13 protein-coding genes are annotated in these 12,939 nt (G+C 71.1%); 1 reads left to right on the top strand and 12 read right to left on the bottom strand.

Annotated features, from left to right (window positions below; all coding sequences use genetic code 11):
- Nucleotides 1-104: 104 nt before the first annotated feature.
- On the top strand, nt 105-416 hold the full coding sequence (locus AC3ANN_RS16030) for an NIPSNAP family protein (RefSeq protein ID WP_488338381.1): 312 nt from the start codon (nt 105-107) through the stop codon (nt 414-416).
- On the opposite strand, the gene AC3ANN_RS16025 is transcribed toward AC3ANN_RS16030, so the two are convergent.
- The 12 genes from AC3ANN_RS16025 to AC3ANN_RS15970 form a co-directional block, all read right to left on the bottom strand.
- Nucleotides 409-819 (bottom strand): hypothetical protein, encoded by a 411-nt coding sequence (locus AC3ANN_RS16025; RefSeq protein ID WP_488338380.1) that lies wholly within the window; start codon nt 817-819, stop codon nt 409-411. The two genes, AC3ANN_RS16030 and AC3ANN_RS16025, sit on opposite strands and share 8 nt — an antisense overlap.
- Nucleotides 816-1,847: a LacI family DNA-binding transcriptional regulator gene (locus AC3ANN_RS16020; RefSeq protein ID WP_488338379.1), complete on the bottom strand. Its 1,032-nt coding sequence runs from the start codon at nt 1,845-1,847 to the stop codon at nt 816-818. The genes AC3ANN_RS16025 and AC3ANN_RS16020 overlap by 4 nt, the downstream gene beginning before the upstream one ends.
- A 53-nt stretch (nt 1,848-1,900) precedes the next feature.
- The gene (locus tag AC3ANN_RS16015) at nt 1,901-2,479 is read right to left on the bottom strand and encodes a P-loop NTPase family protein (RefSeq protein WP_488338378.1); all 579 of its coding nucleotides are present in this window, start codon (nt 2,477-2,479) and stop codon (nt 1,901-1,903) included.
- 47 nt (nt 2,480-2,526) lie between these two features.
- A complete protein-coding gene (locus AC3ANN_RS16010; protein ID WP_488338377.1) occupies nt 2,527-3,561 on the bottom strand; it encodes a LacI family DNA-binding transcriptional regulator in 1,035 nt (344 codons plus the stop codon).
- Nucleotides 3,558-4,706 (bottom strand): dienelactone hydrolase family protein, encoded by a 1,149-nt coding sequence (locus AC3ANN_RS16005; protein ID WP_488338376.1) that lies wholly within the window; start codon nt 4,704-4,706, stop codon nt 3,558-3,560. Before AC3ANN_RS16005 ends, AC3ANN_RS16010 begins: the two co-directional genes overlap by 4 nt.
- Nucleotides 4,707-4,725: 19 nt before the next feature.
- Entirely contained in the window at nt 4,726-5,622 is an 897-nt protein-coding gene (locus tag AC3ANN_RS16000; protein WP_488338375.1) for a sugar phosphate isomerase/epimerase family protein, read from the bottom strand.
- Between the two features lie 112 nt (nt 5,623-5,734).
- Nucleotides 5,735-6,952, bottom strand: a complete 1,218-nt coding sequence (locus tag AC3ANN_RS15995) for a dihydrodipicolinate synthase family protein (RefSeq protein ID WP_488338374.1) — start codon at nt 6,950-6,952, stop codon at nt 5,735-5,737.
- A 14-nt stretch (nt 6,953-6,966) separates the two neighbouring features.
- On the bottom strand, nt 6,967-8,169 hold the full coding sequence (locus AC3ANN_RS15990; protein ID WP_488338373.1) for a Gfo/Idh/MocA family protein: 1,203 nt from the start codon (nt 8,167-8,169) through the stop codon (nt 6,967-6,969).
- Nucleotides 8,166-10,310, bottom strand: a complete 2,145-nt coding sequence (locus tag AC3ANN_RS15985; protein WP_488338372.1) for a beta-galactosidase — start codon at nt 10,308-10,310, stop codon at nt 8,166-8,168. The genes AC3ANN_RS15990 and AC3ANN_RS15985 overlap by 4 nt, the downstream gene beginning before the upstream one ends.
- A 33-nt stretch (nt 10,311-10,343) precedes the next feature.
- Nucleotides 10,344-11,003, bottom strand: coding sequence for a hypothetical protein (locus AC3ANN_RS15980; protein ID WP_488338371.1), 660 nt, complete (start codon nt 11,001-11,003; stop codon nt 10,344-10,346).
- A 3-nt stretch (nt 11,004-11,006) separates the two neighbouring features.
- Nucleotides 11,007-11,942, bottom strand: coding sequence for a carbohydrate ABC transporter permease (locus AC3ANN_RS15975; RefSeq protein ID WP_488338370.1), 936 nt, complete (start codon nt 11,940-11,942; stop codon nt 11,007-11,009).
- Nucleotides 11,939-12,934: a carbohydrate ABC transporter permease gene (locus AC3ANN_RS15970; RefSeq protein ID WP_488338369.1), complete on the bottom strand. Its 996-nt coding sequence runs from the start codon at nt 12,932-12,934 to the stop codon at nt 11,939-11,941. The genes AC3ANN_RS15975 and AC3ANN_RS15970 overlap by 4 nt, the downstream gene beginning before the upstream one ends.
- Between the last annotated feature and the right edge of the window lie 5 nt (nt 12,935-12,939).

Below are 12,939 nucleotides of genomic sequence, written 5' to 3'. Positions count from 1 at the left end.
TGCGGGCGAGCCCGGACTGCCACGTGTGCGCGCGATCCGGCCAATGACCGACGGGATGCCCCGGATGACGGCATCCGTCGTCTCGTGCTCGGCAGACTCGGGGGATGCCCCAGGTCACGGTTCACCTTCGCTACGAGATCGACCCCGACAAGCTCGAGGAGTTCACGCGCTACTCGCGCGAGTGGATCAGGCTCGTCGACAAGCTCGGCGGCACCCACCACGGATACTTCCTGCCGAGCGAGGGCGACAGCGACGAGGCGTTCGCGCTGTTCACCTTCCCCTCGCTCGCCGAGTACGAGGCGTATCGCACGGCGTCGTTCGCCGATCCGGAATGCCTCGCGATGTTCGACTACGCCCGCGAGACCGGCTGCATCCGCCGCTACGAGCGCCGCTTCCTGGCTCCGGTCTTCAGCTGACGGGCATCGCTGCGAGGTGATCCCGCAGGGCGGTGACGATCGGCTCGACGATGGCGGGCATCGCCTCCACGTCAGCATCGGTTGGCGCCTCGAAGCACTCGAGCTCGGCGAGCCTCGTCACCAATGCCTGCTTCGCGGCCGGACGCGGACAGTCCGCCGGCAGCGCGAACGCGAGCACGTCGAAGTCCCGCTCGTCGAAGCGCGCGACGCCCGCGCGCACACGGCCGACCCCGGGGTCGTCGCTCGTGACGTGCACGTAGGCCCGCAGCTCGGGGTCGAAGCCGGTCGCGCCGACGTAGGCGATGCTCCGGTCGGCGACGTCGACCCACACGTACAGCCACGAACCCGATGCGACGACGTGACCGTGACGGACGCTGATGACACGCGGCCGGACGTCGCTCATCGCGCACCCGCCGAGATGCCGGCGGCGGGGCCGGTCGAGCCGCGGATCGTCAGCTCGGGGAGGAGGGTGAGCGGATGCCCCAGCTCGGCGCCCTCGAGCAGCTCGCGCATGCGCGACCACGCCTGGGCGCCGAGGTCGGCGGCAGGGACGGCGGCGGTCGTCAGCGGCGGCGTCGTGTACTGCGCGAACGGGATGTCGTCGAACCCGGCGATGGAGAGATCGTCGGGGACGCGGCATCCGCTCGCCTGCACGGCGCTCAAGAGGCCCATCGCGACGAGGTCGTTGAAGGCGAGAGCGGCGGTCGCGCCGGATTCGAGGACCGCGGATGCCGTGGCCGCGCCCGCCTCGAAGTCCACGCCGCAGGGGATCTCGGCGACGTCGGTGTCGGGGTGCGTCGCGACGAACGCCTCGATCGCCTCGAGGCGGGCAGCGTTGGCGACGCTGCCGGGGGCTCCCGCGAGGAACACGATTCGCCGGTGGCCCAGGGTGTGAAGGTGCTCGAGCTCGGCAGCCAGCGCGCTGCCGTAGTCGGCGCCCACCGACGGCACGTCACCCGACGTGCGGTTGATCAGCACCACGGGTCGCATGCCGCCGACGAGTCGATCGAGTTCATCCTGCGGGAGTCGCGGCGCGCACAGGATCACCCCGTCGGTGCGGCGCCGGGTCGCGGTCGCGAGCACGCGCTCCTCGTCGACAGACTCGGCCGAGTCCGCCACGAGCACGTGGTAGTCGTCGGCGGCTGCGGCGCGACTGAGTCCGCGCAGGATCGCCTGGAAGGTCGGGTTGCCGAGGTCGGGCACGACGACCGCGACCGTCTGAGTGCGGCCGAGTACGAGACTGCGGGCGACGGGGCTCGCGGTGTAGTCGAGGGCGGCTGCGGCATCCTGCACCTTCGCCACCAGAGCCGGGTCGACCGTGGGGTTGCCGTTCAGCGCGCGCGACACCGTCGAGAGCGAGACGCCGGCGCGAGCCGCGACATCCGCGATCGTGACGCGCGCCGATCCGTCGAGTCGGGGCGGTCGAGGCATCCGTGTCTCCCTTCCGGTCGGTTCAGCCTAGTCGGGAGGAAACGCTTCCTGAGTTACGCGCGCTCCACATCGACCGCTCGCCTCAGCGGCCCGCGAAGCCAGCGGTCCGCTTCCCGCGGGGTGCGCAGTCGAACGACGGTGAGATGCGGTGCTTCCGCGTCGAGGCGCGGGATGCGCTCGCGATAGTTCCCGCGGGTGCGGATCGCCCAGCGCACGATGTGCTCGGGGTCGGTGAAGAACGAACGCAACGGCGGTTCGACGTTGCCGTTCCACAGCTGCTCACGCCGCACCCGCCGACGCAGCGTGCGCGCTGTCACGCGTGGCAGCGTGACGGTCGCGAACGGGAAGTCGAGCCACACGAGCAGGTCCGCACGCTCCGCAAGAAGCGGGCGGGCGGCCGAGTACTGCCACTCCGTCGTCCACCGCTCGCGCGCCGTGAACTCACGGACATCGTCGAGGAACGCCGGTCGCGGAGTCCAGCCCGGGCCGTGGAAGAGCGCGTCGATCTCGGTGTGCGCTCCGCCGGTCACCTGGGCGATGCGTGCCGCGAACGTCGTCTTGCCCGACCCGGAGACGCCGGCGACCAGCACGCGGCGGGGTGCGTGTGGCAGCGGATCGTCGACGCGAAGCACCCGACGAGCCTAGGACAAGCCGACCGGCCCCCTGAGCGCCGGCGCCGTCAGTCACGGGGCGGCGTGGAGCCGCGCACGATGACCTCGAGCGTCAGCGGCGGGCCGGCGGCATCCCACTCCGGATCGGTCGCGGCGTGCAGGGCGCGGTAGCCGAGCTCTTCCAGGGGCACGCGCACCGTCGTGAGACCGGGACGGATGTCGCGGCCCGTGGCGATGTCGTCGAATCCGGCGACCGCGACATCCGCGCCGACCTGGCGTCCGGCATCCCGGATCGCCGACATGGCGCCGATCGCCACGACGTCGCTGACGCCGAAGATCAGGGTCCCCGGCGCGACGTCGCCTGCGAGCAGCTCGCGAGCGGCGTCATAGCCGGCGTCGCGCGTGAACCCGGCGCGACGCACCTCGCGCACCGTGCCGCCGCCCGAGCCGAAGCCCTCGGTGAACCCCGCGAGGCGGTCGTCGGACGTGCGGATGCCCTGGGATGCCGCGAGCACGACCGCGTCGCGATACCCGATCCGCGCCAGCTCGGCGCCGAGCGCAGTCGACGCGCCGCGGTTGTCGACGGCGACCGAGCGGGCCGCGCCGCCGCCCGGACCCACGACCACGACGCGCCCGCCCATGGCGGAGAACGCGTCGAGCTCGCTCTGCAGACCCACCGCGTCGGGACCGTCGACGCGCGACGCCGCGAGGATGAGTCCACGGGGCCGCTGTCCGCGCAGTGCGCGGACGAGCTTGACCTCGCGCTGCGGATCGCGCTCGGTGATCGCGATCGTCACGACGAGGCCCGCCTCGTCGGCGCCGCGGGCGACCCCCGAGGCGAGCTGGCCGAAGTAGGGGTCGGCGATGTCGGCGACCAGGAGCGCCACGATCGCCGAGGTTCCGCGGGCCGTCGCCTGGGCCGAGAGGTTCGCGGTGTAGCCGAGCTTCTCGGCGGCCGCCTCGACGCGCTCGCGATAGCTCTCGGCGACCTTGCGCGTCGAGCCGTTGAGCACGCGCGACGCCGTCGCGAGCGAGACGCCGGCCTCGCGCGCGACATCGTGGAGAGTGGCTGCGCCTCGGGCGGGTGCGGAGATGTCGCTCACAGGCCAGAGTCTAGGGTGTCCGGTGTCGGCGCCGCGGCATCGAGCAAACGATTTCCCGGTGCGAGCGCCTCGGCCAGGAACGCCCCGGCCTCCGCCTGCATCGCGGGCGGGAACTCGTGGCCGGCGTCGTGCCACGCGCCGGCGTATCGGTCCCCGAGCAGCTCGCGGAGGCGGGCATCGGCATCCGTCATCCCGTCCGGCGGGAAGAGCTCGTCGTGCTCGCCGTACTGGACGAGCACGCGCCGGCCCATCGCCGCGATCTCGGGGAGGTCGAAGCGGGCCGCGAGGCCAGGGCTGTGCAGCAGCCACGAGTGGGTGTCGAGGTGGTCCGGAACGAGCGACGCCGAGGTCGCCATCATGCCGGCGACGGCCGTCGCGCCGATGCGCTCATCGAGCGCGGTGACGAAGAGCGCGCGGCCTCCGCCGCCCGAGAACCCGATCGCGCCGAGACGCGCGGCGTCGACGCCCGGCCGGTCGGCGAGAACGTCGAGCGCGGCGAGGTCGTCGGTCGTCACCGCTCCCGCGAACGTGGTGCCGAGGACCCCGGCGCTCTTCGCGAGCACGTGCTCGTGCAACGACGACAGCTCGTCGAACCTGTCGTCGTCCGAGAGCACCTCGCCACGCTCGCGGTGCAGCGCATCGAGCGCCGCGCCCAGGCGGGCGACGCTCCCGGGCGCGGCCGACAGGTCGAAGGCGCGGCTGGCCCACGAGAACGCGTCGGGCACCAGCACGGCGAAGCCGGCCCGTGTGAGGTCGTTCGCGACGGCGCGGCCGCCGTAGAACCGCTCGCGCAGGCGCACCGCCGACGGATGCGGCGTGCGACCGGTGTCGACGAGCTGCTCGGCACCCGTCGACCGCACGCCGCCGTGCGCGTGCAGCGCGAGGATGCCCGGGAGCGTGCCGTCGTGCCCGTCCGGTCGGAGCAGGAACGCGTGCGTGCGCGGTCCGTAGCCCACCCACCACGACAGCTCTGAGCCGTGCACGCCGTCCGCTGTCCATTCCCGCTCGACACGGAGGTCCGTCGCGCGGGCCACCCGTACGCCGAGCACGTCGGCGAGCGCTCGTCGCTCCGGGTCGGGGGAAGGCCACCGCGGGGCGCGGGCGACGAACGCGGGCCAGTCGGCATAGCCTTCGAGCGCCCCCATGCTCACAGTCTGGCGTGCGTCAGCCCGCGACGCGTGCGCGGAGATGGGGTGAGACGGATGCCGCGAACCCGGCCGCCGTGCGCTGCACGGCTGTGAGCGGGTCGGTCGCCCAGATCTCCTCGTTGAAGATCTCGACCTCGATGTCGCGGCCGTAGCCGGTGGCCTCGACGGCGGCGGTGAGACTCGCGAAGTCGATGACCCCATCCCCCGGGTAGTGGCGGCTGAGGAGCACGTCGGCCGGCAGCGGCGTCTTCCAGTCGCACACCTGGTACGTCGCGATGCGACCCTCGCGGCCGGCGCGCTCGATCGAGGCCAGCACGTCGGGGTCCCACCAGATGTGGAACGTGTCGACGGTCGCACCGACGACGGCGGGGTCGAAGTCCGCCGCGATGTCGAGGGCCTGCCCGAGCGTCGAGACGACGCACCGGTCGGACGCGTACATCGGATGCAGCGGCTCGATGGCGAGCGTGACACCCGCGGCGGCGGCATCCGGAGCCAGCTCGCCGATCGCGTCGCGCACGCGCTCGCGCGCGCCGACCAGGTCGCGCGAACCCTCCGGGAGTCCGCCCGCGACGAGCACGAGGATCGCGGTCGAGCCCTCGGCGCCGGCGGCCGCGAGCGTCGCGGCCTCCTCGATCGCCACGCGGTTGTCGTCGATCGAGGCGCGGCGGGCGGGGCCCTCGGGCATCGTGAAGAAGCCCGAGCGGCAGTGCGTCGTGAAGCGCAGGCCCGAGTCGGCGAGCATGTTCGCGGCGGTCGCGAGGCCCACCGCCTGCACCGGCTCGCGCCACAGCCCGATCGCCTGCACGCCGGCTTCGGCGGTCACGCGCAGCGCGGTCGCGAGGTCGGCGTGCTTGATCGTCGCCTGGTTGATCGACAGGCGCGGGTCGACGGTGCCGTCGAACGAGAACGTCATGCGGTGCCCTTCTTGTGGAGCATGTCCCGATTCCGTGCATTCCCCGAGTCGCTTGTGCGGCTTTTCGGGACACGAAGGCGAGAAATCGGGACACGGATGCCGGGAGCCGCGCTCATGCGATCACCCCGGGGACGTCGATGCCGTTGTGGCGGAGCATGCCGTGCCAGCGGGTCATCGCGAGCTCGGGGCGCTCGAGCGCGAACGCGGCGTTCGCGAGCTCGACGATGCGCGACAGGTGCGGCAGGCTCCGCGCGGAGTGCAGCCCGCCGACCATCTGGAACGCGGGCTGGTGTCCGTTCAGCCACGACAGGAACGCGACGCCGGTCTTGTAATAGAACGTCGGCGCGGCGAAGACCTGGCGGCTGAGCTCCTCGGTGGGTCCGAGGATCTCGAGGTAGCGCGCCGGGTCTCCCGCGTCGAGCGCCTGGATCGCGGCAGAGGCGACCGGGGTGATCGCGGCGAAGGCTCCGAGCAGAGCGTCGGAGTGCCGGCGCGGACTGTTCCCGTCGCGCTGCGGCTGGGAGGCATGCGGAACGTCCGCACCGCCGATGAGTCCGACGTAGTTGAAGTCGTCGCCGGTGAACATGCGCACACCCTCGGGAAGGCGCTCGCGCACCGACACCTCGGACGCGGCATCCAGCAGACTCATCTTGACGCCCGCGACCTTGTCGACGTTCTCTTCGATGATCTCGAGAAGAACCGCGGATGCCTCGCGCCAGTCGTCGCTGCCGAAATACCCGGCGAGCACCGGATCGAAGGCCGTGCCCAGCCAGTGCAGCACGACGGGTACCGTCGCCGAGCCCAGCACCTCGCGGTAGACGCGCCGGTAGTCGTCGGCGGACTCCGCCACGCGCGCGAGGTGGCGGGAGGCCATGAGCACGGGCCCGGCGCCCTGCTCCTCGGTGAAGTGCAGCTGCTCCCTATAGGCGGCGATCACCTCGTCGATCGAGATGACCTCTGCCTCGACGTGGTCGGTGTTGACGCCGACCACGACCGATCCGCCCTCTTCGCGCGCGACCTGTGCCGAGCGTGCGATGAGCTCACGCGTGGCTGCGGCGTCGAGGCCCATGTTGCGCTGCGCGGTGTCCATGGCGTCCGCGACGCCGAGGCCCCACGAGTACACGGCGCGACGGAAGTCGAGCGTCGCGTCCCAGTCCACCTCGGCGGGCTGGCCGGGCGTGTTGTCGGCCCAGGTCTGCGGCACGACGTGCGCGGCGGCGTAGGCCACGCGGCTGCGCAGCGGACCGGTGGGCCTGGCGTACCCCGGGGAGTCGTTGAGCTCGACCGCCGACGTGACACCGGCGGTCGAGAGGAGGGTGAGCTGCGGCATCCGTCGACTCCCGCTCAGTCCAGCGACAGCGTCGGCAGCTCGACCTTGCGGCCCTCGCGGCTCGACTTCAGGCCGGCCTCGGCGAGCAGCACGCCGCGCGCGCCCGAGAGCAGGTCGAACTCGTACTCTGTGCCGAGCACGTAGGACGCGAGGAACTCCTCCCACTGCTGGCGGAAGCCGTTCTGGAACACGTCGTTCGTGGGAACCTCGGCCCAGTCGGCGTCGTAGTCGTGGTCGTCGGCGAGGTCGGGGTTCCACACCGGCTTCGGGGTGGCGTTGCGGTGCTGGATCTTCGCGCCGAACAGGCCCACGACGGCCGAGCCATGCGTGCCGTCGACGTGGAACTCGACGAGCTCGTCGCGGTTCACGCGCACCGTCCACGACGAGTTGATCTGCGCGATGATGTCGCCCTCGAGCTCGAAGATGCCGTATGCGGCGTCCTCGGCGGTGGCGGTGTAGTGCTCGCCCCTCTCGTCCCAGCGATCGGTGATGTGCACGGCGGCCTGGGCGTAGACGGTCTTGACGTCGCCGAAGAGGTTCTCGAGCACGTAGTTCCAATGCGGGAACATGTCGACGATGATGCCGCCGCCGTCTTCGGCGCGGTAGTTCCAGCTGGGGCGCTGCGCGGGCTGCCAGTCGCCCTCGAACACCCAGTAGCCGAACTCCCCGCGCACCGACAGGATGCGGCCGAAGAAACCGGAATCGATGAGGCGCTTGAGCTTCTGCAGGCCGGGCAGGTAGAGCTTGTCGTGCACGACGCCGGTCTTGACGCCGGCCTCCTTCGCCAGGCGCGCGAGCTCGAGCGCCTCGTCGACCGTCTCGGCCGTGGGCTTCTCGGTGTAGATCGTCTTGCCGGCGGCGATCGCTTTGCGCAGGGCCGATGCGCGGGCCTTCGTCACCAGGAAGTCCGCGTAGATCTCCCAGCGCGGGTCGGCGAGCGCCGCGTCGAGGTCGGTGGTGTACTCCTCGATGCCGTGCTTGGCGGCGAGGTCGGCGAGCTTCGCCTCGCTGCGACCGACGAGCAGCGGCTTGACGGTGACCTTCGTGCCGTCGGCGAGCTCGATGCCGCCCTGATCGCGGATCGCGAGGATCGAGCGGACCAGGTGCTGGCGGTATCCCATCCGGCCCGAGACGCCGTTCATGATGATGCCGATCTCGCGCACTTCGTGATGGGCGGATGCCGCGGCCGTCGCCGGAGCGAGTGTCGTGTCCGTCATGGTCCTGCTTTCTTCTCTGAACCCTTGGCGCGTCCCCGGCGGTCGCTAGCTGGGTAAACGCTTTCCAGTAGTGTGCCACGCGCGCCCATACCGCGCAAGGCTCCCTCCACGGAGGGAGCGGGCGCGAGGAGGAACACGGCGGACTGCGGGTCGAGAACCACATGGCTGACGACGGCACCGGTCTCGGCATCCGTCCCCGCGAACGTGACCTCGACGGTCTCGTCACCGTGATTGATGAGCGTGACCAGATCGCCGCGGCGCGCCGCCTCCACCCCGGCGGGCAGGTTCGCCACCACGGGGTGGACACCGGATGCCTCGGCCACGGCCGCGACGATGGCGTCGAGTCCGTCGGCCCGAGGCTGCGTCGCGACGTACCACGCCTCGCCGGCACCGTGCCGGTGGCGCGTGAGCGCGGGGGACCCGGCCATGAGCCCGTCGTCGAACGCCGCGACCACGTCGGCCCCCGCCGCGTGCACGCGCTCGGCGAAGAGTCGCCCCGCGTACGCGGCGTCCCCGAGGCGGAACGCGACCGTGCCGCCGGCGGTCGCCGCACGCGTGGTCGGTGCCGATGGGGGGAGGAGGGAGCCGACGCCGGTGCCGCCTGTGCTCGCCCCGCCGAGGGCGCCGAAGTCCTCGTACCGGAGCCCCAGCACGGTGCTCAGCTGCGTCAGGAACCCGCCCTCACGGAACTGGTCGTGCTCGTCGACGATGTCGGTGAAGGGGCCGGTGAGGAGCGTCCCGCCGGCCGCGACGAAGCGCTCGAGCACGACCGCCCCCTCCTCGCGCAGCAGGTACAGCACGGGGGCGACGACGAGGTCGTACCCGCGGTCGACCTCTTCGGGAGCGACGATGTCGACCTGGATGCCGCGGGCGTGGAGCGCGCCGTACCACTCGAGCACCAGCGCGAGGTAGTCGACCTCGGTGGGGTGGTCGCGCTCCTCGACCGCCCACCAGCTCTCCCAGTCGAACACCAGGGCGACCTGCGCGTCGCGCCCGGGTGCTGGCAGATCGGGCAGCGCCGCCAGGCGCGCGCCGAGCTCGGTCACGGCATTCCAGACCCGGGTCTCGGTTCCTGCGTGCGGCAGCATCGCGGAGTGGAACTTCTCGCTGCCCGCGCGGGACTGCCGCCACTGGAAGAACATGATGCCGTCGGCGCCGCGCGCGATCGACTGCGCCGTCTCGGCCATCAGCGCGCCGGGGCGCTTGCCCGGGTTCGACGGACGCCAGTTGACGGCATCCGTCGCCTGCTCCCACAGCAGCCACGGCACCCCGGGCTTGAGCGAGCGGACCAGGTCGCGCTGGAACGCGGCGTCGCGCACGCGGTTCGGATTCGCCGGATCGGGGTAGCAGTCGTCGGCGATGACGTCCATGTACGGAGCCCAGCGGCGGTAGTCCGCGGGTTTGAACGGACCCATGAAGTTCGTCGTGATGGGCTGAGTTGCCCCCGCTTCGTGCAGGATCGACCGCTCCATCAGGTAGCACTCGAGCAGCATGTCGGAGGTGAACCGGCGGTAGTCGAGCATCGACGACGGGTTGTGGCTGTAGGGAGCCAGGCGCGGCGGGAAGATCTCGTCGAACGCGCCGTACCGCTGCGACCAGAAGCTCGTGCCCCACGCGTCGTTGAGGGCGTCGATCGTCGCGTACTTGTCGCGCAGCCACACGCGGTAGGCGTCGCGCGCGGCGTCGGAGAAGTCCATCGGCAGGTGGCAACCGAACTCGTTGCCGACGTGCCACATGACCACCGCCGGGTGCCGTGCGTAGCGCTCGGCGAGCCGCCGCACGAGCTCTCCGGCGAGCCGCCGGTACGTCGGCGACGAGGGTGCGAAGTGCTGGCGGCTGCCCGGCCAGTACGAGGCGCCCGCCTCGTCGGCGGGCAGAGTCTCGGGGTAGCGCGCGCTCACCCACGGCGGCGGCGAGGCGGTCGCGGTGGCGAGGTTCACCGCGATGCCGCCCGCATGGAGCTTGCCGATGACGGTGTCGAGCCAACCGAAGTCCCACACGTCCTCGGCGGGCTGGATGCGCGACCACGCGAAGATGCCGAGGCTCACGATGTTGACGCCTGCCTCCTGCATGAGGCGGACGTCGTCATCCCACACCTCCTCCGGCCACTGGTCGGGGTTGTAGTCGGCGCCGTACAGCACGTCGAGCAGCTCCTGTTCTGAGGGTCGGTCGGTTCAGCGCCGGCCGCGGCGGGCGGGCACGGCGACGACCGCGAAGGCGGCGCAGCCGAGCCCCGCGATGATCAGCGGGATCAGCATCCACGTCACGACGCCCGCGAGCACCGCGGCGGCGGCGAGGTAGGCGGCGCCGATCGGGTCGGCGATGAGGGTCGACGGGATGCCACGGATCGCGGTGTGCCAGCCGAGCTCGGGCGTCCACGAGCCCGCGGCCGTGAGCAGCGCGACGGCGCCCCCGACGAGACCGGCCCAGCCGACGACGGCGATCGCAGGGCCGCCCGGCAGCGCGCCGGAGCCGGCGAGGTCGATGTCGAGCAACAGCACCAGGGCGAGCGTCACGCCCACCGCTCCGACGACGAGCCCGCCCGGCAGCGCCCGGCGGTAGTCCTGCCAGAAGGTGCGGGCGTGCGAGGCCTCCGCGTCGACGTAGCGGCGCAGATGACGGATGCCGGCGGCCAGGGCCGCGGGCAGCGTGACGACCGCGAGGCCGCCGGCCGCGACGAGCATTCCGGTCAGCAGCACCTCGCCGAAGAGGGCGAAGGCTCCCTTCGCGCCGGGGAAGCGGGACGGCTCGCGGTCGTCGAGCGTGGGTCCGCTGCCCGACGCGTCCGCGCGGCGCGCGGCCCGGAGCCGGCGGCGATCCATGGTCTGCGGCATCCGTCAGCCCTTCAGGCCCTGGGTGGCGACGCCGTCCACGAGGAAGCGCTGGAAGACGAGGAAGAACAGCAGCACGGGGAGGAGGGCGATGAATGATGCGGTGACGGTGGCGCCGTAGTCGGCGCCGCCGGACGAGGCGTCGTTGTAGAGGCGGAGCGCGATGGGAAGGGGGTAGTTCTCAGGGCTGGTCAGGTACAGCAGGGGCCCCAGGAAGTCGTTCCAGGCCCAGATGAACGCGAAGATCGAGCACGTGATCAGCGCCGGCCTGATCAGCGGCAGGATGATCGACCAGAAGATGCGGACGTGGCCGGCGCCGTCGATGCGGGCCGCTTCGTCCATGTCGCGCGGCATCTGGCGGATGAACTGCACCAGCAGGAAGACGAAGAACGCCTCGGTGGCGAGGAACTTCGGCAGCAGGATCGGCCAGAACGTGTCGACCAGGTCGAGATTGTTGAAGATGATGTACTGCGGGATGATCACGACGTGGAACGGCAGCAGCAGCGTGCCGATCATCGCCGCGAAGAGGATGCCGAGGCCTTTGAACTGGATGCGGGCGAACGCGTACGCGGCGAGGGCTGACGAGACCACGGTGCCGATCACAGAGCCGACGGCGATGATGAGGGAGTTCAGGAAGAACTGCCACATCGGCACGCCCGCGATGCCCTCCATGACCTTGACGTAGTTGTCGAAGGTGGGGGCCTGCGGGATCAGGCCCTGGTTCTGGCCGAACTCGGCGTTGGGCTTGAAGGTCGAGAAGAGCAGCCACACCAGCGGGTAGAGCACGACCGCGGCGAGGGCGAGCAGCACCGTGAACCAGATCACGGTCTGCCAGGTGCGGCGCTTGATCCTGCGGCGCGGGCCGGCCGTCTTCGAGTCGGGATCGGTCTGGTTCTCGGTGATCAGGAGGGCGTTCTCGCCGAACGAGGATGTGGTGCTCATCGGTTGTCTCCGGCGTAGTGGACCCAGGAGCGCTGGGTGCGGAACAGGATCACGGCGATGATGGCGACGACGATCAGCAGCACCCACGCGATCGCGGCGGCGTAGCCCATCTGACCGTCGGAGAAGCCGCGCTTGTAGAGGTACAGGGTGATGAAGTTCGTCATTCCGGCGGGACCGCCGGTGCCGTTGGAGATGATGTACGCCGACGCGAACACCTGGAACGCGCCGATCAGGCCCAGCAGCAGGTTGAAGAAGATCACCGGGCTGAGCATGGGCAGGGTGACGGCGCGGAACCGGTGCCAGGGCCCGGCGCCGTCCATCTCCGCAGCCTCGTACAGCTCCTTCGGGATCTGCTTGAGCCCGGCGAGGAAGATGACCATGGTGGCGCCGAACTGCCACACCGCGAGCAGGATCATCATCGGCAGCACCAGTGCCGGGTTGCCGATCCAGCCGCCGAGGTCGATGCCGAAGAAGCTGAGGGCGCTGTCGACGGGACCGTCGCCCGAGAACATCGCGCGCCACACGATCGCGACGCTGACCGAGCCGCCGATCAGCGACGGTGCGTAGAACGCCGAGCGGAAGAAGCCGGCGCCGCGGTCGCGGTAGTTCAGCAGCATCGCGACGCCGAGTGCGGCGGCGAGCGTGATCGGCGTGCCGACCAGCACGTAGATCAGGGTGATCTGGGCCGACTGGATGAACGCCGGGTCCGTGGTGAACATGCGGACGTAGTTGTCCAGCCCGATCCACTTCGGCGGCGAGAAGATGTTGTAGCTGGTGAACGACAGGTACAGCGAGTACACCATCGGCACCAGGGTGAGACCGAAGAAGCCGATCAGCCACGGGATCAGGAAGCCGTAGCCCGTCAGGGTCTCACGGCGCTGCCGCGTTCGCTGTCCGGGCCGGTCCAGGTGCTCCGGGCGACGCCTGCGTGACAGGGGCCGGCGTGACGACTCGTCGCCGGTCACGATGACTCGGGTCGCGGTGGTGCTCACGGGGT

The sequence above is a fragment of the Microbacterium sp. STRO-2N genome (assembly GCF_057747775.1).
The sequence above is the reverse complement of the archived record's forward strand: the minus strand, read 5'-3'. Positions and strand labels throughout refer to the sequence as shown.